Annotated in this window: 18 protein-coding genes; 6 read left to right on the top strand and 12 right to left on the bottom strand. The window is 69.0% G+C overall.

The window, feature by feature from the left end; translation table 11 throughout:
* Nucleotides 1-216: 216 nt before the first annotated feature.
* Genes IG75_RS0128950 through IG75_RS0128940 form a run of 3 tightly spaced genes read left to right on the top strand, consistent with a single transcriptional unit; the run spans nt 217 to nt 3,787 of the window.
* Nucleotides 217-1,050: a hypothetical protein gene (locus IG75_RS0128950; RefSeq protein WP_030524516.1), complete on the top strand. Its 834-nt coding sequence runs from the start codon at nt 217-219 to the stop codon at nt 1,048-1,050.
* A 15-nt stretch (nt 1,051-1,065) separates the two neighbouring features.
* Nucleotides 1,066-3,036 (top strand): fumarate reductase/succinate dehydrogenase flavoprotein subunit, encoded by a 1,971-nt coding sequence (locus IG75_RS0128945; RefSeq protein ID WP_051715000.1) that lies wholly within the window; start codon nt 1,066-1,068, stop codon nt 3,034-3,036.
* A 4-nt stretch (nt 3,037-3,040) separates the two neighbouring features.
* Nucleotides 3,041-3,787: a succinate dehydrogenase/fumarate reductase iron-sulfur subunit gene (locus IG75_RS0128940; protein WP_030524514.1), complete on the top strand. Its 747-nt coding sequence runs from the start codon at nt 3,041-3,043 to the stop codon at nt 3,785-3,787.
* Nucleotides 3,788-3,805: 18 nt separating this feature from the next.
* Here IG75_RS0128940 and IG75_RS0128935 read toward each other — a convergent pair whose 3' ends face one another.
* Together IG75_RS0128935 and IG75_RS0128930 are read right to left on the bottom strand one after the other, a co-directional pair.
* Entirely contained in the window at nt 3,806-4,003 is a 198-nt protein-coding gene (locus tag IG75_RS0128935; RefSeq protein WP_030524513.1) for a hypothetical protein, read from the bottom strand.
* A gap of 74 nt (nt 4,004-4,077) precedes the next feature.
* Nucleotides 4,078-4,314 (bottom strand): DUF397 domain-containing protein, encoded by a 237-nt coding sequence (locus IG75_RS0128930; protein ID WP_030524512.1) that lies wholly within the window; start codon nt 4,312-4,314, stop codon nt 4,078-4,080.
* A gap of 281 nt (nt 4,315-4,595) precedes the next feature.
* Here IG75_RS0128930 and IG75_RS0128925 point away from each other — a divergent pair, with 281 nt between their 5' ends.
* Complete coding sequence (locus IG75_RS0128925; protein WP_030524511.1) at nt 4,596-4,796, top strand: hypothetical protein; 201 nt, start codon at nt 4,596-4,598, stop codon at nt 4,794-4,796.
* Nucleotides 4,797-4,897: 101 nt separating this feature from the next.
* On the opposite strand, the gene IG75_RS0128920 is transcribed toward IG75_RS0128925, so the two are convergent.
* Together IG75_RS0128920 and IG75_RS0128915 are read right to left on the bottom strand one after the other, a co-directional pair.
* Nucleotides 4,898-5,845 carry a DNA-3-methyladenine glycosylase family protein gene (locus IG75_RS0128920; RefSeq protein WP_051714998.1) on the bottom strand — a complete coding sequence of 316 codons (948 nt, stop codon included), beginning with the start codon at nt 5,843-5,845 and terminating at the stop codon, nt 4,898-4,900.
* Nucleotides 5,846-6,120: 275 nt separating this feature from the next.
* Complete coding sequence (locus tag IG75_RS0128915; protein ID WP_081877194.1) at nt 6,121-8,958, bottom strand: FAD-binding and (Fe-S)-binding domain-containing protein; 2,838 nt, start codon at nt 8,956-8,958, stop codon at nt 6,121-6,123.
* A 140-nt stretch (nt 8,959-9,098) separates the two neighbouring features.
* Between IG75_RS0128915 and IG75_RS0128910 the strand changes: the two genes are divergently transcribed.
* Both IG75_RS0128910 and IG75_RS0128905 read left to right on the top strand, forming a co-directional pair.
* The gene (locus tag IG75_RS0128910) at nt 9,099-10,202 is read left to right on the top strand and encodes a DNA polymerase IV (RefSeq protein WP_030524508.1); all 1,104 of its coding nucleotides are present in this window, start codon (nt 9,099-9,101) and stop codon (nt 10,200-10,202) included.
* 75 nt (nt 10,203-10,277) lie between these two features.
* Nucleotides 10,278-12,158 (top strand): ABC transporter ATP-binding protein, encoded by a 1,881-nt coding sequence (locus IG75_RS0128905; protein ID WP_030524507.1) that lies wholly within the window; start codon nt 10,278-10,280, stop codon nt 12,156-12,158.
* An 18-nt stretch (nt 12,159-12,176) separates the two neighbouring features.
* Here IG75_RS0128905 and IG75_RS0128900 read toward each other — a convergent pair whose 3' ends face one another.
* The 8 genes from IG75_RS0128900 to IG75_RS0128865 all read right to left on the bottom strand — a co-directional run bounded on the left by IG75_RS0128900 (nt 12,177) and on the right by IG75_RS0128865 (nt 22,851).
* A complete protein-coding gene (locus IG75_RS0128900; protein WP_081877193.1) occupies nt 12,177-13,781 on the bottom strand; it encodes a molybdopterin-dependent oxidoreductase in 1,605 nt (534 codons plus the stop codon).
* 224 nt (nt 13,782-14,005) lie between these two features.
* Nucleotides 14,006-14,869, bottom strand: coding sequence for an anti-sigma factor (locus IG75_RS0128895; RefSeq protein WP_030524505.1), 864 nt, complete (start codon nt 14,867-14,869; stop codon nt 14,006-14,008).
* On the bottom strand, nt 14,862-15,521 hold the full coding sequence (gene sigK, locus IG75_RS0128890) for an ECF RNA polymerase sigma factor SigK (protein ID WP_030524504.1): 660 nt from the start codon (nt 15,519-15,521) through the stop codon (nt 14,862-14,864). The genes IG75_RS0128895 and sigK overlap by 8 nt, the downstream gene beginning before the upstream one ends.
* A gap of 151 nt (nt 15,522-15,672) precedes the next feature.
* Entirely contained in the window at nt 15,673-16,326 is a 654-nt protein-coding gene (locus IG75_RS0128885) for a fasciclin domain-containing protein (RefSeq protein ID WP_030524503.1), read from the bottom strand.
* Between the two features lie 176 nt (nt 16,327-16,502).
* A complete protein-coding gene (gene lon, locus IG75_RS0128880; protein WP_051715068.1) occupies nt 16,503-18,848 on the bottom strand; it encodes an endopeptidase La in 2,346 nt (781 codons plus the stop codon).
* A gap of 339 nt (nt 18,849-19,187) precedes the next feature.
* Nucleotides 19,188-20,324, bottom strand: coding sequence for a serine hydrolase domain-containing protein (locus tag IG75_RS0128875; protein ID WP_245713239.1), 1,137 nt, complete (start codon nt 20,322-20,324; stop codon nt 19,188-19,190).
* A gap of 47 nt (nt 20,325-20,371) precedes the next feature.
* Nucleotides 20,372-22,054, bottom strand: coding sequence for a thiamine pyrophosphate-binding protein (locus IG75_RS0128870; protein WP_030524500.1), 1,683 nt, complete (start codon nt 22,052-22,054; stop codon nt 20,372-20,374).
* Nucleotides 22,051-22,851, bottom strand: coding sequence for a cyclase family protein (locus IG75_RS0128865; RefSeq protein WP_030524499.1), 801 nt, complete (start codon nt 22,849-22,851; stop codon nt 22,051-22,053). The genes IG75_RS0128870 and IG75_RS0128865 overlap by 4 nt, the downstream gene beginning before the upstream one ends.
* Nucleotides 22,852-22,855 lie beyond the last annotated feature (4 nt).

Genomic DNA, 22,855 nt, shown 5'->3' with positions numbered 1-22,855 from the left:
GTCGCCGCACAGGCGACCGGCCGTCCTCGTTTGCGACGTGTTCACCCGAGCAAGATCGTCAGTAAATGTGGCGCAAATCACCTACCCTCGAGCCCATCGAGATTGCGCGGACCCTGCTCATTCGATAGCGGGCCGGGCGTATGGTGCTCAGCATCACATTCGATCGCGGAGGTACCCCATGACCACCCGCACCGCCGATCAGCGAGGCATCGACCAGTGAGTGCCACAACGACCACAACCGCTCCCGAAGCGGGTACAGGCGTATTCAGCAGGACCCGGGCCCGGATCACCACCCGGACCCTACGCACGGATCGGTGGTGGCTACCGCCGCTGATCACAGTGATCGGGCTGGCCGCGTTCGTCATCTACGCGACCATCAGATCCTTTGTGCGCACGGCGTATTGGGTGCCCGACTACCACTATCTGACGCCCTTCTACTCCCCCTGCCTGAGCACCTCCTGCGTCGAGGGGGCGAGTCACTTCGGTACCCCGTTCGGCGACCTGCCGGTGTTCCTGCCGCTCGGGTTCCTGGTGCTGCCGTTCCTGCTCGGGTTCCGGCTCACCTGCTACTACTACCGCAAGGCCTACTACCGGTCGGTGTGGTTCTCACCGCCGGCCTGCGCGGTGGCCGAACCCCACGCGAAGTACACCGGGGAGACCCGGCTGCCGCTGATCATCCAGAACGCCCACCGCTACTTCTTCTATGTCGCGGTGCTCATCTCGCTGATCAACACCTACGACGCGGTGATCGCCTACCACGGCAAAACCGGCGGATTCGGGCTGGGACTGGGCAGCCTGATCATCACCGGCAATGTGATCTTGCTGTGGGCCTACACCCTGTCCTGCCATTCCTGTCGGCATATCGCGGGCGGGCGGCTCAAACACTTCTCCGCACATCCGGTGCGGTACTGGTTCTGGACACAGGTCTCCAAGCTCAACACCAGGCATATGCAGCTCGCCTGGACCACGCTGGGCACCCTCGTACTCACCGACTTCTACGTGATGTTGGTTGCCAGCGGCACGATTTCCGATCTTCGCATCATCGACTGAGGAGTTTGCACGGCTATGCCCGAAGTGGAGCGGCACACCTACGACGTCGTGGTGATCGGTGCCGGCGGCGCCGGACTACGCGCGGTGATCGAAGCCCGGGAACACGGTCTCTCGGTGGCGGTGGTGTGCAAATCGCTGTTCGGCAAGGCCCATACCGTGATGGCCGAGGGCGGCTGCGCGGCGGCGATGGGCAACGCCAACGAGAAGGACACCTGGGAGACCCATTTCCGCGACACCATGCGCGGCGGCAAATTCCTGAACAACTGGCGGATGGCCGAACTGCACGCCCGGGAGGCCCCCGACCGCGTCTGGGAGCTGGAGACCTACGGCGCCCTGTTCGACCGGACCGCCGACGGCCGGATCAGCCAGCGCAATTTCGGTGGGCACACCTACCCCCGGCTGGCGCATGTGGGCGACCGTACAGGGCTCGAACTGATCCGCACCATGCAGCAGAAGATCGTCTCGCTGCAGCAGGAGGACTACGCGCAGACCGGCGACTACGAGTCACGGATCAAGGTTTTCGCCGAATGCACCATCACGGATCTGCTCAAGGACGGTGACCGGATCAGCGGCGCCTTCGGTTACTGGCGCGAATCCGGCCGCTTCATCCTGTTCGAGACCCCCGCGGTCATCCTGGCCACGGGCGGAATCGGCAAATCCTACAAGGTGACCTCGAACTCCTGGGAGTACACCGGTGACGGCCACGCCCTGGCGCTGCGGGCCGGCGCCCGGCTGATCAATATGGAGTTCCTCCAGTTCCATCCCACCGGCATGGTGTGGCCGCCGAGTGTGAAGGGCATTCTCGTCACCGAGGGCGTCCGCGGTGACGGCGGCGTATTGAAGAACACCGACGGCAAACGGTTCATGTTCGATTACATTCCGCCGGTCTTCAAAGGGCAGTACGCCGAGAGCGAGGAAGAGGCCGATCAGTGGCTGCGCGACAACGATTCGGCGCGTCGCACCCCTGATCTGCTGCCCCGCGACGAAGTGGCCCGCGCCATCAACGAAGAGGTCAAGGCCGGCCGGGGTACCGAACACGGCGGGGTCTACCTGGATATCGCCTCGCGGCTCACTCCGGAGGAGATCATCCGCCGGTTGCCGTCGATGCACCACCAGTTCAAGGAACTGGCCGATGTGGACATCACCAAGGAGCCGATGGAGGTCGGGCCCACCTGTCATTACGTGATGGGCGGGATCGAAGTCGATCCGGATACCGGCGCGGCGCACGTACCGGGTCTCTTCGCCGCCGGTGAATGCTCGGGCGGTATGCACGGATCCAACCGGCTCGGCGGCAATTCCCTGTCGGATCTGCTGGTCTTCGGTCGGCGGGCGGGGCTGGGCGCGGCCGAGTACGTCGAAGGACTCGCCGAGCGGCCGGCGGTGGCCGACGCCGATATCGCGACAGCGGCCCGGACGGCGCTCGCCCCGTTCGATCCGCCGGACGGCGCCTCCGGGGAGAACCCGTACACCCTGCACACCGATCTGCAGCAGACCATGAACGATCTGGTGGGCATCATCCGCAAGGAAGCCGAGGTCCGCGAGGCGATCTCCCACCTGGAGGCGCTGCGCCAGCGGTTCGCGCACGTCACCATCGAGGGGCACCGGCAGTTCAACCCGGGCTGGCATCTCGCCCTCGATATGCGAAATATGCTGCTGGTCAGCCAGTGTGTGGCGCAGGCCGCGCTGTTGCGCACCGAGAGCCGCGGCGGACACACCCGCGACGACCACCCGGGGATGGACCCGCAGTGGCGCAACAAACTCCTCGTCTGCGGCATCGACGGCGCCGGAGTCGCGAATATCCCCGATATCTCGGTGACCGTGCAGGATCAGCTGCCGATGCGGGACGAACTGCTCGCCCTCTTCGACTTCGGTGAGTTGGAAAAGTATTACACCCCAGCCGAACTCGCGACCCATCCGGCCGCGGTGGACGGCGCCGCGGCAGGTGCTACGCCCGAAGGCCGCGAATCGGACAGCAAGGAGGCGTGAGCGAATGAGTTACGACGCCCGGTTCCGCGTATGGCGCGGCGATACCGAAGGTGGAGAACTACAGGATTTCACGGTGGCGGTGAACGAGGGCGAAGTGGTTCTCGACATCATCCACCGCCTGCAGGCGACCCAGGCGCCCGACCTCGCCGTCCGCTGGAACTGCAAGGCGGGCAAATGCGGTTCCTGCTCGGCCGAGGTGAACGGAAAACCGCGGCTGCTCTGCATGACCCGGATGTCCACCTTCACGCCGGAAGATGTTGTCACTGTGACACCGCTGCGCACGTTCCCGGTGGTTCGCGACCTGGTGACCGATGTCTCCTACAACTACAAGAAGGCCCGCGAGATCCCGTCGTTCACACCGCCGCCGGATCTGGAGCCCGGGCAGTACCGGATGCAGCAGGTGGATGTGCAGCGCTCGCAGGAGTTCCGCAAATGCATCGAATGCTTCCTGTGCCAGAACACCTGCCATGTGGTGCGCGATCACGACGAGAACAAAGAGGCCTTCGCCGGCCCGCGGTATCTCATGCGGATCGCGGAGCTGGAGATGCATCCGCTGGATGTGGCCGATCGCCGGGACGCCGCCCAGGAGGAGCACGGGCTCGGCTACTGCAATATCACCAAATGCTGCACCGAGGTATGCCCGGAAAATATCAAGATCACCGACAATGCGCTGATACCGATGAAGGAACGCGTGGCCGACCGGAAATACGATCCGATCGTCTGGCTCGGCAACAAGCTCTTCCGGCGCTGACCGTTTCGCCCGACCGTCTCACAGCATCGCGACCACACCGGTCGCGACCAGCCCCACGAGCACCCCGACGAACAAAGCCGAGAACACCGAGCCGGTGAGTACGAAAACGCCCACCGCGGATGCCGCAAAAAGCAGGCCGACGATCAACCGCGCGACGCCGTCGCCGGGCCCGAATTTGCGGAGCCGGGGACGGGAATTCTTGATCCCTGGGTCCACATATTGTTGTCTACCCGTTACCTGCTGGACCCAAACGCCGTGCTCGCGGGCAGGAAGACCCGGGTGAACAGAAATTACGGCCGGTCGAACTCGCCGTCGCGTACGCCGGCGGTGAAGGCCGCCCACTCACCCGGGGTGAAGACCAGTACCGGCCCGTCGGGATTCTTGCCGTCACGCATTCCGACGTGACCGTCGGCCAGCATCGCGATCTCGACGCTGTGGGCCCCCGGCGTTGCGGCGCCTTCCCCGGTCGCGCCGCTCACCCAGCGGGCGCCGGACAGGTCCACATTCGTACCGTTGTCGATGCTCATCCAGGTTCTCCTTCACCGCCGCGGAAATCGCCGTGTTTCGAGTCGAGGGTCCCGGCGCTGCGCGCCACAAGCATGTAGCGCGATGCTACGCGCAGCCCCGGCCGCGGCGGGTTTACACCCGTCTACAGGAAATTCCGCGAATCGGTACCGGTAAAATCGCCGAATCTCACCCGTTATCGCACCTTCTCGGCCTATGGTGAGCTGTTGGTCGTATGTGCACACCCGGAAAACCACCGCGGACAACAGGAGTCGACCGCGGGTTCAGAAGGAGGTCGTGTGTGATGCGGTTGAATCTGGACGCCCCGATCCCCACCCTGCTCGCCTGCGGTGCCGATCCCGGCGTGATGACCCCCGAACAAGCCCATTCGGCAATGCAGTTGCACCTGGACTGCACCGTCGACGAGTGCCGGGTCCGCCGGCGCGCCCGAGCCACCCTGGTGGAATCGGGCCGCTGTGTCCTGGACAATCGCGCGCTCCAATAGCGACCGGGTTCCACCGCCGTACCGGCCGCTCACCCGCCGGATCCGTACGGTTCTGCGAAACAGGGACCTCGGATCTCCTGGGCCGCGAACTCTCTTACCGGTCAGTGCCACCGGTGATCGGTCACCGGTGCGCGCGGGCCGAACCGCGGCTTACGAGCTTGCCCACTGATCTCGAGTAGACGGATGGTGCGATAGCGATGCGGACGTACCGGTTCGAGGTAATCGACCATCTCGGCGTCGTCCATATCGCGGCCGAGCAGGGTCCAGCCGACGATCGACGCCAGATGGAAATCACCCACCGACAGCGCGTCGGCATCACCGAAAGCGCGCTGCGCGGTTTCTGCGGCGGTCCATTCCCCGATACCGGGGATCGTGCGGAGCCGGCGTGCGGCCTCGGCCGGCGGCAGCGCGGTCATCCGCTCCAGCGACTCGGCGAGACGCGCCACCCGCACAATGGTCCGGCTGCGCTGCGGCCCGACATTGGCCCCGTGGAAGCTCCATGAGGGAATCCGGCTCCAGGCCGCCCCGTCCGGCGGTACCAGCATGCCCGCCGGGGCCGGGCCGGGTGGCGGACTGCCGAAGAGGTGCACCAGGCGACGCCATGCGGCATGGGCGGAGACGATGGTCACCTTCTGTTCCAGGATCGCCGGGATCAGCGCTTCGAGTACCCGGCCGGTGCGCAGCATCCGCAGCCCGGGATACCGCTGGTGCGCGGCCGCCACCGTGGGGTGGATCGGTACGAAATCGTCGACCCGCTGATCCAGGCACAGCATGCGATCGAGCCCGTCGAGGAATTCCGCGGCACCCGGACCCCAGGCGTCCGCGGTGACGGTCAGCGGATCGTCCTGGACCAGCCGATAGGTGACCGGCCCGGCCGGCATGCGCGAGGTGTGCCAGTGCGCCCCGTCCGGGGTGATCTGGTGACAGGGGTCGCCGGGCCCGCGGCGCAACGGCGCGAGGGTATGGGCGAGGTCGACCGGGGCGTCGGCGGACAGGGTCCGCGTCGCCCACGCATCGCCGGTGGATCCGGCTGTTCGGACAGGCACCATGCCATTGTGCGCTGCCCCGAGTAACGCCGTTCGATCGCCCGTCGATGAAGACGCAGTTGAGCAAATATGTGGTTTTTGCCGTGACTGGAGGTTTCTATGATCACCGAAGCGCTCAATTGGCTACTCGATCTCTGGGGTTCGGTTTTCGCCGGTAGCTCCGGCTACGAGATTCCACCCGGGACCCTCCCATTCGGGAGCTGAGCCTTCACGAAGAGCGGCCGGTCTTTCGGGATCGGCCGCTCTTCGATGTCACGGAATCCGTGATACACCCGGAATCAACTGTCCTCCAGCAGAATCTGTGCGAGATGCCGGCCCCGCCGGGCGGTGAGCTGGGCGGCCTGGGTCCGGCAGGAGAATCCGTCGGCGACCACGACGGCATCCGGTTCGGCATTCTCCAGCGCCGGAAGTATTCCGTTGCCCGCCACCGCCACCGATATCTCGTAATGGCCTTTCTGCATTCCGAAATTACCCGCCAGCCCACAGCATCCTGCGATCTCCGTCACACTCACCCCCATCTGGGCAAATATTCGGCGATCGGAATCGAAGCCGAGCACCGAATGGTGGTGACAATGCGGCTGGACGACCAGCGATCGGCCGGGGTAGCGGGGCGGACGCCAATCCGGTTGTGCGGCGAGGAACTCGGCGAGCGTGCGGACCGCGGCCGCGACCGGCCGGGAACGCGGATCCTCGGGCAGTAACTCCGGCAGATCGGCCCGCAATGCGGCGGTGCAGGACGGTTCGAGACCGATCACCGCGCCACCGGCGCGCACGTGGTCGTCGAGGGCATCGAGGGTGGCGCGCAGCCGCGCCCGGGCGCCGTCCAACTGCCCGGTGCTGATCCAGGTCAGTCCACAGCACACCTGCCGGCGCGGCACGACCACCCGATAACCGAGCGAATTGAGCAGGCGCACCGCCGCCACCGCGATCTCCGGATCGAAGGCATTGGTGAAGGTGTCCACCCACAGCATCACCGTCGTCGCGGCCGGCTCGGCCACCCGCTGCTTCGCCGCTTCCCGGCGCCAGATCCGCCGGAAGGATCGCGGCGCGAGTTCCGGTACCTCCCGGCGTGGATCCATCCCGGCGGCCCGCATCCCGAGCCGGCGCAGCGGTCCGGCGCCGGCCAGCGCGTTGACCAGCCACGGCACCCGGGTCGCCCCACCCAGCCAGCGCGGGAGCCGGCCCAGTGTGTAGTGGTCGCGCGGGCGCAACCGACCGCGGTAGCGGCGGTGGAGCGTCTCGGATTTGTAGGTCGCCATATCGACGCCCGCCGGGCAGTCCGTACCGCAGGCGCGGCAGGACAGGCACAGGTCCAGCGATTCGGCCACCGCGGGCGCGGCCCAGTCCAGCTCTCCCCGGACCACTTCTTGCAATACCCGGGCCCGGCCTCGGGTGGTGTCCTTCTCGTCGGCCGTCGCCAGATAGGAGGGGCACATGAAACCACCCGTGCCACGCGTATCGGCCCGGCATTTACCCACCCCGACACAGCGGTGCACCGCGGTGGCCAGATCCCCGCCATCACCGGCGAAGGCGAAGCCGCCCGCGCGCGGCAGCGGCGGCAGACCCGCCAGTCGCAGGTCGGCGTCGAGCGGGCGCGGCTGCACCAGCACACCCGGATTGAGGAGGTTCGCCGGATCGAACAGCGCCTTGTAACCCGCGAAGACCGCGCGGACCTCGGGTGAGTACATGATCTCCAGCAGTTCCGATCGGGCCCGGCCGTCGCCGTGTTCTCCGCTCAGCGAACCGCCGTGGCCCACCACAAGGTGTGCCGCGTCGGTCAGAAAGGCCCGGAACCGTTCGGGCGCGGTAGCGATGGGCAGGTCCAGCCGCACATGGATACAGCCGTCGCCGATATGCCCGTAGAGCAGTCCGTCGACCTTGTGCTCGCGGGTCAGCTCGTCGAAATCGCGCAGGTAGGCGCCGAGCCGGGCGGGCGGAACCGCCGCGTCCTCCCAACCCGGCCAGGCCGGCTCACCGTCGCGGGTGCGGCCGGCCAGGCCGGCACCGTCGGCCCGGATCCGCCACAGCGCGGCCGCGGCGCCGGGGTCTTCGATGATCCGGCTGTCCAGCGCACCCGCCGCGCCGCACAAGCGGCGGGCGGCGGCGTGGGTGGCCGCCGCGTTCTCCCCCGCCAGCTCCACGAACAGCCAGCCGGTGCCACGCGGCAGATCGGGGACCCGCCGACCGTGTGCGCGCACCATCTCGATCAGCCGGGCATCGATACCCTCGACCGCCACCGGCGCGACCGAGACGACCGCGGCGATATCGTCGGCGGCGGTCGCCAGATCCGGGTAACCGAGCACGACCAGCAGGGTCGCCGCCGGGATCGGCACCAATTCCAGCTCGGCCTCGAGCAGGACACCGCAGGTGCCCTCGGCCCCGACGAACGAGCCGGCCACCGAGCCGCCGCGTTCCGGCAGCAGATATTCGAGCCCGTAGCCCGATGCCTGCCGGTCGAACCGGCCGAGGTCGGTGCGCAGCACGGCGAGGGATTTCGCGGTGAACTCCGCTAGCCCGGGGACCTCGTCCAGCGAGTCCGCGAGGCGGCGGGACGCGCCGGTACCGTCGATGATCCGCAGCTCCCGTACCCGGTCGGAGGTGCGACCCCACGCGATGGCGTGCGGACCGCAGGCATTGTTGCCGATCATGCCGCCGAGAGTGCAGCGGTTCTGGGTGGACGGATCCGGACCGAAGCGCAGCCCGTGTTCCCGGGCCCGGCGCTGCAGATCCGACAGCACCACGCCCGGCTGTACCCGGGCGGTCCGCCGATCCGGATCGATCTCGGCGATACCGGTCATATGCCTGCTGAAATCGAGGACGATGCCGGGACCGACCGCATTGCCCGCGACCGAGGTACCGCCGCCCCGCGGGGTCACGGCGGTACCCTCGGTCCGCGCGACCTCCAGTACGGCCGCCACGTCCTCGTCGGTTCGGGGAAAAACCACCGCTTCGGGCAGCACCCGGTAGTTCGAGGCGTCCGACGAGTACTCCACCCGGCGGCGGTGGGAGATGTCCACCGCCTCTATACCGATCCGCGCACGCAACTGCCGTGCGAGTGTGTCCCGTCGTGCGTCGTGGTCGGTCACACGAACCAGCCTAGGTGGGCGCCCCGGCATTCCTTCCCGACTCGGCGGATCCGGCCGGGTCCGCTGTCGGTGGGCAGTCCGCGCAAATTGCGCACACCGCACCCGGATCGTGCCGGTGCCGCTGCCCCGATATCCCCCTCCTTGTCACCCGGTAGGGGTAAGACAGTGTCGTGGCCAGATGGCTGTTGCACGTCGACCTCGACCAGTTCCAGGCCGCGGTGGAGTACCGGCGTCATCCCGAACTACGCGGGCAGCCGGTGATCGTGGGCGGAAACGGCGACCCGGACGAGCCCCGCAAGGTGGTGACCTGCGCGTCGTATCCGGCGCGCGGCTACGGGGTGCGGGCGGGTATGGCGTTGCGGTCGGCGGCGCGAAAATGCCCGGAGGCGGTCTTCCTGCCCTTGGACGTCCCCTGCTACGAGGAAGCGTCCGAGGAGGTCATGGCCCGGCTGCGCATGTTCACCGATCAGGTGGAGGTCTGGGGGTGGGACGAGGCGTTCGTGGCGGTCGATACCGAGGAGCCCGAGGAATCCGCTCGGGCGATCCGGGCCGCGGTGGAAGAACTGGATCTCGGCTGCGCGATCGGCATCGGCGACAACAAGCTCACCGCGAAACTTGCCACCGGTTTCGCGAAATCGGTCGGGAAACCCGGTGTCGCCGCCACCGACCATCCGGGAGCGCACGACGGCATGTTCCGGCTCACCGCCGCCAACTGGTCCGAGGTGATGGCCCACCGTCCGACGAACGCGCTCTGGGGGATCGGTAGCCGGATCGCGGCCCGGCTGGCGGAACTCGATATCCATACCGTCGGGGACCTGATGACCGCCGACCGGTCCCGGCTCGCGGCCGAGTTCGGTCCGACGAACGGTCCCGCGCTGTGGGTGATGAGTCGCGGCGCCGGTGATACCGAGGTGGTGACGAAACCGCCACCGGCGGTGGGGCGCAGTAGATCGCAGACCTTCCCACGGGATCTCGGCGATCCGGCCGAGATCGGCGCCCAGGTGGCCCGGCTGGCGGCAGAGGTCGCGGCGGAGATCATCGAGGCAGGCCGGATGGCCACCCGGGTCTCGGTCACCGTACGCACCAGCACCTTCTATACCCGCAGCAAGCAGTCCAAACTTCCGGAGCCGACCACCGATATCCCCACGATCGTCGATACGGCGCTGCGGGTGCTGGATCGTTTTCCGCTGGATCGTCCGATCCGGTTGCTGGGTGTCCGTCTCGAACTCGCGCAGGTTCCCGGGACCGATGGACCCCGGCCGCCGGGCGCTTGACCTGAATATTGGTTCAGCTTCTAGTGTCGGTGCACCGGAGTTCAATCGTGCTCCGGAGCGGAAGGACATTGTCAGATGAGCATGGAATCGGTGGCCTGGGACCAGATGTACCGGCGCATGCACGCACCCGAGGAGACGCGGTCGTTCAGTCTCGCCACGGCACGGCGCATCCTGCGCTTCGCCCGGCCGCATCAGCGGCGGCTGATCGCCTTCCTCGTCCTCAGCGTGGCCGCGGCGGTGCTGGTGGTCGCCACGCCGCTGCTCGCGGGCCGGGTGGTCGACGATATCTTCGCGGGGTCGCCGCCGCGGACAGTGATACTGCTGGCACTGGCCATCGCCGCGCTGGCCGTCTTCGACGCCGGTCTCGGGCTGGCCATCCGCTGGCTGTCGGCGCGGATCGGTGAGGGTCTGATCCTCGACCTCCGGACCGCCGTCTTCGACCACGTCCAGCGGATGCCGATCGCCTTCTTCACCCGGACCCGGACCGGCGCGCTGGTCAGCCGGTTGAACAACGATGTGATCGGGGCGCAGCGCGCTTTCAGCGACACCCTCTCGGGCGTGGTCGCCAATATCGTCACCGTGGCGCTCACCCTGGTGGTGATGCTCCAATTGTCCTGGCAGATCACCCTGCTCGCACTGCTCCTGCTGCCGGTCTTCGTGATCCCGGCCCGGCGGATGGGCGACCGGCTGGCCGATATCCAGCGGGAGGCAGCGGGATTGAACGCGTCGATGAGCACGCAGATGACCGAGCGTTTCTCCGCGCCGGGGGCGACTCTGGTGAAACTCTTCGGCCGCCCGGCCCAGGAATCGGCCGAGTTCGCGCTGCGGGCGCGGCGGGTCCGCGATATCGGCGTGCGCACCGCCATGCTGCAAACCGTTTTCGTCACGGCGCTGACGCTGGTTTCCGCGCTGGCCGTCGCGCTGGTCTACGGCCTCGGCGGCTGGTACGCGCTGCGCGGGCAGCTGGACGCCGGTGCCGTGGTGGCCCTGTCACTCCTGCTCACCAGGCTGTACTCCCCGCTCACCGCGCTGGCCAGTGCCCGGATGGAGATCATGTCCGCGCTGGTCAGTTTCGAGCGGGTCTTCGAGGTCCTCGATCTGAAACCGCTCATCGAGGACGCCCCCGGAGCACGGCCGGTGCCCGCCGGCCCCGTCACAGTGGAGCTCGACGACGTGCGGTTCGGATACCCCGCCGCCGACAAGGTCTCGCTGGCCTCGCTGGAAGAGGTGGCCACACTGGACACCCGCGGCGGTGAGGAAGTGCTGCACGGGGTGTCACTGCGCGCCGAACCCGGCCGGATGATCGCCCTGGTCGGCTCCTCCGGCGCCGGCAAATCGACCATCGCGCAGCTGGTCTCCCGGCTCTACGACGTGGATTCGGGCGCGGTGCGGCTGGGCGGCACCGATATTCGCGAACTCACCACGGAGTCGATCCAGCAAACCGTCGGCCTGGTCACCCAGGACGGCCACCTCTTCCACGACACCATCCGGGCCAATCTGCTGCTGGCCGCCCCGGACGCCGGCGAGGAACAGCTGTGGGACGCGCTGGAGCGGGCCCGCCTGAGCGATCTGATCGCGACCCTGCCCGACGGGCTGGACACGGTGGTCGGGGAACGCGGCTACCGCCTCTCGGGCGGTGAACGCCAGCGTCTCACCATCGCCCGGCTGCTGCTCAAACAGCCACGGGTGGTGATCCTGGACGAGGCGACCGCCTCCCTCGACTCGACCTCCGAGGCCGCGGTGCAGGCGGCACTGACCGAAGCGCTCCAGGGCCGTACCGCCCTGGTGATCGCCCACCGGCTCTCGACCGTGCGAGCGGCCGATCAGATTCTGGTGGTCGAATCCGGTGGCATCGTGGAACGGGGAACGCATACCGAACTGCTCGCCGCCGGCGGACGCTACGCCGAGCTGTACCGGACCCAGTTCGCTCGGGAACCGGCACCGGCGGCGGCGTAGCGGACCGGACGGTCATCGTCACCCGACGGTGACCGTCCGGCTGTGCCAACCCGTCGCGCCGTCCGGGACCGGGTCGGCACGCTCTTCGGTCTGCACCCGGCCCGCCCCGTCCGTGGCTCGTACCCGCAGGGTGTGGGAACCGGGCGGCGCGTCCCAGCGCCAGGTCCACTGCCGCCAGGTGTCCAGCGAATACTCCGGAGCCAGGTCGGCCGGCCGCCAGGGACCGTCGTCGACCTGTACCTCCACCGCGGCGATCCCGCGATGCTGAGCCCAAGCGACCCCGGCCACCACCACCGGCCCCGGAGCGATACGGCCGAAGGCGGCCGGAACATCGATGCGGGAGGCGGTTTTGATCGGGCCGAACGCCGACCAGCCGCGCCGGGTCCAGTAGGCCTGGGCGCGATCGAACCGGGTGATCTCCAGATCGACCACCCATTTCGTGGCACTGACGTATCCGTAGAGACCGGGCACCACCATCCGGGCCGGGTAACCGTGCGCGACCGGCAGCGGTTCACCGTTCATACCTACCGCGAGCAGGGCGTCGCGACCGTCGGTGAGCGCCGCGACCGGCGTGCCGGCGGTGAAACCGTCGGCACTGGTGGACAGCACCATATCCGCGTCCGGCCGGACCCCGGCCTCGGCGAGAAGGTCGGCGAGCGGGTATCCGATCCAGGTGGCGTTGCCGACCAGGTCACCACCGACTTCGTTGGACACACAGGTCAGGGTGATCATCTTCTCCACTGCGGGCCGCCGCAGCAGATCGTCCATGGTGAGCCGGATTTCGCGTTCCACCATGCCGTGAATCCGCAGCTGCCAGTCGTCGCTGGTCAACGCGGGTAGCCGCAGGGCGGTATCGATCCGGTAGAAGGTGTCGTTGGGGGTGCGGAACGCGGTGAGTCCCGGGACGGGCGGGTCGGTCCCCGGCGGGACGGGCGCGGCCGCCACCTGTGGACGCGGGACCACGAACCGGCGCAGATCCGCGGTCACCGCGCGCGCACGTTCGCCGGCCCACCGCCCGGCCGCGGCGGATCCGGCAGCCAGCACAACGGCCCCGGCGGCCAACCCCAGGAACCGCCGGCGCGAGGTATCGGTTCCGTCCCCGCCCGCGGCCTCCCCCGCGGATTCGCCCTCCGACGCGGGGCCGCGCGGCGCCCGGCCGATGAGGACCCGCAGGGTGAGTATCCCGGCGCCGGCACCGAGCAGGATCGGCACGGCGAACGTGGCAGTCGCGTTCGGCCGCTGTAGTACGGCGATACAGACGGCCACCGACAGCCCGGCCAGCAGCACGCTGCCGTAGGGCCGGCGCCGTTCCAGCAATCCCGCGACCACAGCCAGTACCGCCATCGCCGCACCCATGCTCAGGAACAGCACGAGCTTGTCCCGGGTACCGAACTGTTCGATCGCGAACTCACGCAGCGCCTGCGGCGTGTGGTCGACCACAGTCGCCCCGGTGGCCAGGAAGGGCGAAGCGTCCGGGGCGATCAGTGCCGCGACGAGTTCACCGACCCCGAGCACGACCGCGGCGGCCAGCAGACCGCTCAGTCCCGCCGCGAAGCGGCCGATCGTGCGCCCATCCTGCTGATCCGGCCCAGGAGAACCGGTCGAACTCGTCGTGTCCTGCATCAGCGTCCTCGTTCATCCACCGGCGCGGGCGCCCCGGCAGCCGGGAATTCGTCACGTTGCCCTCTGCGGATGGTGTCACTCCTGGCCGCGGCAGGGAAGATGCCGATGCACGGCGGCGCCGAAACGCATCGCGACGGTGGACCAGAACGGCTCGGCCGCCCCACGGTCCGAACCGCGGAGCGGGCCCGCCGGCCCGGTCGCGCTCGCGGCCGGGTGCAACGGACTCAGCCCAGCGCCACAGCCGCCAGTGGATCACCGGTGGGTGCGGGTGACCCGCCGTCGGGCTCCAGCGTGATCGCGAGCTGGTCCGAACCGGTGAACTCGGTGACGTAGGGATCGCCCGCGCCCGGAAGGCCGGTCAGCACACCGGCCGACCGCGGTGTGCCGCTCGCGTCGATGAGCCACAGCTGATAATCGCTGCCGGGAGGCGGTGCGGGTGTCGCGTCGAAGGATACGGTGGCCGCACCGAGCACGTCGGATACGTGCACGGTGAGAGTGCCGCCGGGCCCGATCGGGACGCTGGCGGTCCGGGCATCGGGCTGGGCCAGCACCTCCTGCGCCGTCACGGACCCCGCCGGCTCGTCACCGCGCTGGGCGACCACGCCCACCCCGACCGCGATACCGATGGCGACCACCACCGCGGCCGCCGCGCCCACCACTATCCACCGGCGCGAGAGCGCCTGCCGGCGGGCGCGCGCCAACTCGTCGGTATGTCCGGCACCGGTCTCGGTGGAAGCGGCGTGTGCAGCCGCGGTGGAACCGAGGTCGTCGTCGTGTGGTGCGGCGGGCCGCGCCGGCTGCCGCACCGCGGACCGAGCGCCCGGCGCGTGATCGAGAGCCGCGAGGATCCGGGCCTCGATCCGGGCCGGGGGCGTTCGAGCATCGAGAACCGACAGCGCCGCCATCGCTTCCCGCACGTCCCGGACGGTGCCCTCGAAAGCGCGGACGGTCGCGGGGTCGGCGGCGCGTACCCGCTGTTCGATCTCGGCGCCCTCCGCGCTGTCCACCGCGTCGAGGGCGTACGGGAACGCCAGATCGAGTAGGTCGCCGCTGTTCTCCGGCGAATCGGGTGGTGCGGTATCAGGCATCGGAGACAACCCCTGCGAGGCAATTCTGGAGCCGCTTCAAACCATCGCGGATGCGGCTCTTGACTGTGGGTAGCGGAGATTCGAGGTGGTCGGCCACCTCGCGGTAGGTGCGCCCGCTGTAATAGGCGAGCGCGACCGCCTCGCGCTGGGTGGAGGTCAGAACCTCGAGACAGTCACGTACCGCCTGCTCGTCGAGGCGCTGATCCACCGTTTCGGAGACGATGTCGTGATCGCGTCCCAGATGGGTGTGCCCGTAAACCATTTCTCGTCCGGTGGCCGACTCCTCGGCCCGCACCCGGTCGACCGCGCGCCGATGGGTGATCATCATCAACCAGCCGATGGCGCTCGACCGGGCCGGGTCGTAGCGTGCCGCCGCCGACCAGACCTGGAGGTATACCTCCTGGGTGGCTTCCTCGGCGGCCGCCGGGCTGCGCAGGATCCGCCGGGCCAGCCCGAATACGCGGGGGCTGGTCTCCCGGTAGAACCGGGTGAACGCCTCACGATCCCCGTCACCTGCCGCGGACAGCAGGTCGGCGAGCCGTCGTTGCGCCACACGGTCATCGTGCCCGTCGGGACGAACCGGGCAGGCCGCCGCATCGTCGGTGCCGGCATCGGACAACCGGATCGGGCCGGACCCCGGCCCCTTCGTCATGATCGCGCCCTCGACTGCATGGCAAGGCGTTCGCCGCGGTCCCCGGCCGGGATGGGTTCTCTTCCCGGGTTGTCGTTCAGATCACCGTGCCGAACACCACGCATCATGCCGCCAGTCTGGTGTACCGGGCCCGCACCCACACCCGGAACGGTCAGGCCGGCGGCATGAGGACCTTGTCGATCATGTACACCGTGGCGTTCGCCGTCTGCACTCCGCCGCAGATCACCGAGGCGTCTCCGACCTCGATGTTCTCGCCGTCCCGGGTGACCTCGACGGTTCCGCCCTCGACCGTGGCGTGGGTACCGGCGATATCGGCGGGCGCGATCCGGCCGGGCACGACGTGGTAGGTGAGGATCTTCGTCAGCGTGGCGGAGTCGGTCTTCAGACTGTCGAGCGTCGCCGGATCGATCTGCGCGAAGGCGGAATCGACCGGGGCGAAAACGGTGAATTCGCCGCCGTTGAGCGTATCGACCAGGTTCACCTGCGGATTGATCTTGCCGGACACCGCCTGGACCAGAGTCTTCAGCATCGGGTTGTTCGAGGCCGCCACCGCGACCGGGTCCTGGGCCATACCGCCGACCGAGCCTGCCCCGGTGGGGACCTGGGCCGCGTAGTCGGCGCAACCGGGTCCGACGAGACCGGCGGCCGGATCGTCCGAGGCCGGCGCCCCGGAATTCGCCATCGGGCTGCTCGTGGCCGGCCCGGCCGAATCAGTGGCTGTGTCGGTGGAACAGGCCGTCGATCCCAGCAGGGCGGTGGTCGAAACGATCGCCGCCGCAAGCACAACGCGTTGCATGCTCTTCATGTATTTCCGTCACTTTCGGCCAGGACGACCCGCATGCGGGCGCACCGCGAACATTGCAGGACGGAATTCGGGTGGAGTGGCGTGACGGATGGGCCGGGGCCGGGATCGTTCGGACACCGCTGCATACGAAAGGGCCGCGGCAACCCGTTCGGGTTGCCGCGGTCCTGGATCGTGGATCAGGCGCTGGCCGCCAAGGCCGGGCCGTCGAGGGCCGGCTCCCGCACCGGTTCGATGGCGTAGGCCAGGATCTCGGCGACATCGCCCACCGGACGGACGTCGAGTTCGGCCAGCACATCGGCGGGGACATCGTCCAGGTCCGGCTCGTTGCGGGCCGGGATGAACACCGTCTTCAGGCCGGCACGCTGCGCGGCGAGCAGTTTCTGCTTCACCCCGCCGATCGGCAGCACCCGGCCGTTCAATGTGACCTCGCCCGTCATTCCCACATCGGAGCGCACCGGGCGGCCCAGTGCCAGCGACACCAGCGCGGTGACCATGGTGACACCGGCGGACGGTCCGTCCTTGGGTACGGCACCGGCGGGCACGTGGACGTGCAGGTTGCCGTCCAGCACCGTCGATTCGATGCCGATCTCGCCCAGGTGCGACCGCACGTAGGTCAGCGCGATCTGCGCCGATTCCTTCATGACGTCGCCCAGTTGGCCGGTCAGTGTCAGGGCCCGGTCACCCTCGGCGGTGTTGGCCTCGATGTAGAGGACATCGCCGCCCAGCCCGGTGACCGCCAGACCGGTCGACACACCCGGTACCGCGGTGCGTTCCGCCGAATCCGGAGTGAAGCGTGGACGCCCGAGGTAATCCTTCAGTTCCGCGATATCGATGGTCAGCGGTGGTGCCGTGGTCTCGGCGTGCCCGGACGCCGTATCCGTCTCGACGCCCACATCGGCGCCCGGTGCGGCACCGGTCTCGGACAGACGCGTCGCAGCCTTGCGCAATGCCTTGGCGATCAGCCGCTCCAGCTGCCGGACCCCGGCCTCCCTGGTGTAGTTCGCCGCGACCTCGCGCAACGCCGCGTCGGTGACCCGGACCTCCGCGCCGGTCAGCGCGTTGCGTTCCAGCTGCCGGGGTAGCAGGAAGTCGCGGGCGATGGCCACCTTGTCGTCCTCGGTGTACCCGTCGACCGTGATCACTTCCATCCGGTCCAGCAGCGGGCCGGGGATGGTGTCCATGACATTGGCCGTGGCCAGGAACAGCACATCGGACAGGTCCAGGTCCATATCCAGGTAGTGGTCGCGGAAGGTGTGGTTCTGCGCGGGGTCGAGCACCTCGAGCAGGGCCGCCGCGGGGTCGCCCCGGAAATCGGAACCGATCTTGTCGACCTCGTCCAGCAGGACGACCGGGTTCATCGAACCGGCCTCCTTGATGGCCCGCACGATCCGGCCCGGCATGGCGCCCACATAGGTGCGCCGGTGACCGCGGATCTCCGCCTCGTCCCGCACCCCGCCCAGGGCGACCCGGACGAACTTGCGGCCCAGCGCGCGGGCGACCGATTCACCGAGCGAGGTCTTACCGACCCCGGGCGGACCGGCCAGCACCAGCACCGCGCCGGACCCGCGTCCGCCCACGACCTCCAGGCCGCGTTGCGCACGCCGCGCCCGGACCGCGAGGTACTCGACCATCCGGTCCTTCACCTCGTCCAGGCCGTGGTGGTCGGCGTCGAGCACGGCCCGGGCCGCCGCCACATCGGTGGAATCCTCGGTCTTCACCTGCCACGGCAGTTCCAGGACGGTGTCCAGCCAGGTGCGGATCCACCCGGATTCCGGGCTCTGATCGCTGGAGCGCTCCAACCGGCCGACCTCGCGGAGCGCCGCCTCTCGCACATTGCCGGGCAGATCGGCCTGTTCCACACGGGTGCGGTAGTCGTCGGCGCCGTCCGGTTCGTCTTCGCTGAGTTCCTTGCGGATGGCATTGAGCTGCTGGCGCAACAGGAATTCGCGCTGGCTCTTCTCCATGTTCTCGCGGACCTCGTCGCCGATCTTCTCGGTGACCTCGGCCTCGGCGATATGCGCCCGGGTCCATTCGATCAGCCGGTTCAGCCGCTGCGCGACATCCGGGGTCTCGAGCAGTTCGCGTTTCTGCTCATCGGTGAGATACGCGGCATAGCCTGCGGTATCGGCAATGGCGGACGGATCGGTGAGCTGGTTGAAGGCGTCGATCATCTGCCACGCCTCGCGCTTCTGCAGCACCGAGACGACCAGTTTCTTGTACTCGGCGGCCAGTTCCCGGGTGCGTCCGTCGGCGGCGGGGGTTTCGACCGGTTCGGCCTCCACCCACAGTGCGGCGCCGGGGCCGGTGACCCCGTGACCGATCTTCGCGCGCCGTTCCGCCTTCAGCACCGCGGCGGGCGTACCCCCGCGCATCCGGCCGATCTGTTCGATGGTGGCGATCACCCCGTAGGCGGCGTAACCCTCGGACAGGCGCGGAGCCAGCAGCACGGTCCCGGTCTGCGCGGCCTGCGCGGCGTCGATGGCCGCCTGCGCGGATTCGTCCAGTTCGATCGGTACGACCATCCCGGGCAGCACGATGGGATCGGTCAGGAACAGCACCGGAAGATTCAGTGGTGTAGTCACGAACACAACCTCCAATAGTTGAGCTACACCCACTCAACTTGGTCGGGTTCGCCTTTGTTCCACCCCGAGCCCTTGTTCGCCGACGGCGAATATCGCCGACGCACGGCGAGCCCCTGGTGGCCTGCGTCGCGCTACACCGTGAGGTAATCCGCGAGCCCTGGACGAGTCCTCCGATTCGCACCGGACCTCGGCATTTCCCGGGCCGCCGACAGTTGGGGCCGCGGCCGGCACGGCCTCGTACCGCCCGGCGATACCGGGTGCCGACCGGTACGAACCCGGTCACAGCGAGTCGTAGACGGCGGCCACGAGGTCGTGGGCGCGGGTCTCGCCGTCGAACGCGTCACGGCGCAGATTCGGGACGAAACCGAAAGCGATCCGGTGTTCGGGGTCGGTGAGTCCCAGCGATCCGCCGGATCCGGGATGACCGAACGCGCTGGTGCGTGCCGGTTCCGGCAGCGGCAGGACCGAGGCGGGCAGCATGTAGCCCAGTCCGAACGCGCTTTCCAGCAAGAGCACCTCGTCCGGGCCGCGAACCTGTTCCGCTGCGGCCTCGCGCAGCAAATTCTCGGGCAGTAGGGCGCCGGCGCCGAGGTCGCGGTAGAAACGCGCCAGCGCTCGGGCGGTCGTGTGCAGGCCACTGGCCGGCCAGCCGCCTGCCTGGACGGCGGGATCGGAGTAGGAGGCACGGGGGTTGGTGGAGCCCCGCATGATCAGTGAGTCCGGATCTCCGTAGGCCCGCGCCAACTGTGTGGCGATACGGCCACCCGCGGTGCCGGTGGCGGACCGGGTGGTGCCGGAGCGGTCCGGGAAGGTGGTGCGCGCCGGCGGCACCCGTGGGATACCGAGACACAGGTCGGGTCCGAAATGCTCGGCCACATAGGCCGCGACCGAACCGCCGGTGTGCCGTCCGACGAACTCGCCGACCAGCCAGCCGAAGGTCAGGGCGTGATAACCGTGCCTGGTGCCCGGCTCCCAGACCGGCCGTTGCGCGGCGAGCTGTGCGGCCATCGCCCGCGGATCGGCTGCCTCGGCGACGGTGACCGGCCGGTCGAAGGCGGGCAGTCCGGCCCGGTGTGCCAGCAGGTCCGCCAGGGTGGTGGCCTCCTTGCCTTCGGCACCGAAATCCGGCCACCAGCGCGTCACCGGCTCCTCGACCCCGATACCAGTTTCGGCACTCACCCGCAACGCCGCGGTCGCGGTCAGCGCCTTGGTGCACGAGAAGGTGACGCAGGGAGTGTCGTGTTCCCACGCTCGGCCGGTCCGGTGATCCGCGATCCCGCCCCACAGATCCACCACCGCACGGCCGTCGACGAACACGGCCACCGCGGCCCCGAGATCCCGGCCCGCCGCGAGATTCGCCGCGAAGACCTCACGAACCGCGGCGAACGCCGGGTCGGCGTGTCCCTGCACTGTCACACAAATTATTAGAACACGTTCTCGTTTTGCCAGGTCCGGTTTCGGAATCAGTGCCCGGCGAACGCCTCCGCCAGCCACCACGCGCCACCGTCGCTGGTGATCTTCGCGTCGATCACCAGTGGCCGGGCCCGGCCCGTGCGCCGATACTGCTCGACCCACTCGCGTACCGGGGCGAGATCGGCGACCGAACCGACGGTGACGCCGGTGGCGCCGAACCCTTCCGCAATGGCGGCGATATCGGTCTCGGGGAAGGTCACCGTGGCGTGGTCGGCGGCGGCGAAGTGGTGCACCTCGGCGCCGTAGGCGGAGTCGTTGTAGACGATCACCACCAGCGGGAGTGCGCAGCGCACCGCGGTTTCCAGTTCGGCGATCGCCATGAGGAACCCGCCGTCCCCGGTGCCGAGCACCGGGAGTCGGTCGGGCCGGGCGAAAGCCGCGCCGATGGCGGTACCCAATCCGAGGCCGATCGACTGGAAGGCCTGGGTGAAACAAAATCCGTTCGCGTCGGGCACCGACAGATGCGTGGCGGGGTAACCCATGAAGTTCCCCGAGTCGATCGAGACGATCCGCTGTGCCGGCAGGATCTCGTCGAGCGCGATCGTGAGCGCCCGGGGATCGATCCGCTCGCCGGTGGAGGAGTCGTCCACCGGGACGTCCCGCCAGCGGCCCGCGCGGGCGATACGGTCCGCCACCTCGGCGGTGCGGTAGCCGGTCACCGGCTCCGCGCCGGATCGCCCCAATTCGGCCAGTACGTCCTGGGCGGTCGGCGCGCAATCACCGAGCACCCCGAGATCCACCGGGCGGTGCGCGCCGATGGCGTCGATATCGTCGTCGACCTGCACCACCCGGGTGCCGGGGCCGATCAGGCGGCCGTGCCGCATCGTCCACATGTTCAGCGCACAACCCCAGCCGACCACGAGATCGGCGCCGGCGATGAGATCGGCACTGGTCGGCGATGAGAAACCACCCGAAATACCCAGGGCGAACTCGTCTCCGGCGAAGAGTCCGTTCGCGACGGCCGAGGTGGCCACCAGCGCACCGCAGGCCCGCGCCAGGGCGGCGATCTCGGGTCCGGCGTGGCGGGCGCCGCGCCCCGCCACGAAGACCGGCGTCCGCGCGGCACGCAGCGCCTCCACCAAGTGCGTCACCGCTTCGACACCGGGCCGGACCCGCGGCAACGGCGCCGGAGGCGCGACCGGCCCGGGCGCGATGGCCGGGGCGGCGGCGACGTCGATCGCCACATCGAGGACCACGGTGCGGCGCTGGGCGACCGCCGTCCGGAAGGCCCGCGTCACATCGGCGACCACGGTCTGCGCCGAGAACACCCGCTCGCTCACCGCGCCCACACTGCGGGCGAGGGCTTCCTGGTCCACCCGGAAATTGGACCGTAGCGCCGCCGCCGGACTGTCCGCGGCCAGCACGATCATCGGGGTACGGCTCTTGGCGGCCTCACCGATCCCGGTCATCGCGTTGGTCAGCCCACAGCCCTGGTGCAGCGACAGCACCCCGACCCGCCCCGACATCCGCGTGTAGGCGTCGGCCATACTCGCCGCGCCGCCCTCGTGCCGAGCCGCCGTGAACGGCACCCCGCCCCGGCGCAGGGCGTTGGTCATCACGAAATTGCCACTGCCCACGACCCCGAAGCAGTGCCCGGCGCCGAGCCCGGCCAGCACCCCGCCCACCACATCGGCGACGGTCGGGCCGTAGCCGGCGGAGCCGTCCGCGGTCATGCCGCGCCGGCCCGATCGAGCACCGCGAGCACCCGCGACGGGCTCCCGGTACCGCCGACGATCGGCAGCGGACTCACCACCAGCATCGCGCCGACCGCGGGGAGCAGGCCGAGGTTACGCAGCGAGGTGAGGCCGTATTTGTCGTTGCCGAGGAAGTAGTGGTGCACCGGGAAGGCGGGGTCGAAACCGCCGGCCAGTCCGGCGTCGACCCCGACGGTTTCCACGCCGAGCCCGGTCAGGCCCCGCTCGGTGGCCAGCCAGCGTGCGCAGTCGACCGCCACCCCCGGCGTATGCGAACCCGTCTCGTCGGCATTGAGGAACTCGGCCTCGGAACCGCCGCGCGCCTCCCAGCCGGTGCGCAGCAGCAGCCACATCCCCTCGGTCAAGCGGCCGTGCCGCTGCTCCCACGCCTGCACCTCGGCGATCGTGAGCAGATGGTCCGGATCGGCGGCCACCTCGGCGGTCAGGTCGAGGACGGCGGCCGGGCCGATGAGCCGGCGCACCGGGATCTGCGAGACATCGTCACCGTCGCGACCGGTCACCCAGTGCACCGGGGCGTCGAGGTGGGTGCCGATATGTTCCCCGGTGTGGATGTTGTTGTGCCGCCAGAACGGGCCGGGCTCGTTGTAGGCGCTGACCTCCTCCAGACTGAAATCGATCAGATTGGCGAACGGTTCGGGCAGCCGCAGGGCCGGCGTGGAACTGCTCAGCGGTGTGGTCAGATCGATCACTTCCAGCCGCCCGTCGGCGAGGGCGGTGAGGAAGGCGGGGAGTACCGAGGTCGCGGGGTTGCTCATGTCG

It is taken from the genome of Nocardia rhamnosiphila NBRC 108938, from assembly GCF_000720425.1.
GTDB classification, from domain to species: Bacteria; Actinomycetota; Actinomycetes; order Mycobacteriales; family Mycobacteriaceae; genus Nocardia; species Nocardia rhamnosiphila.
The sequence above is the reverse complement of the archived record's forward strand: the minus strand, read 5'-3'. Positions and strand labels throughout refer to the sequence as shown.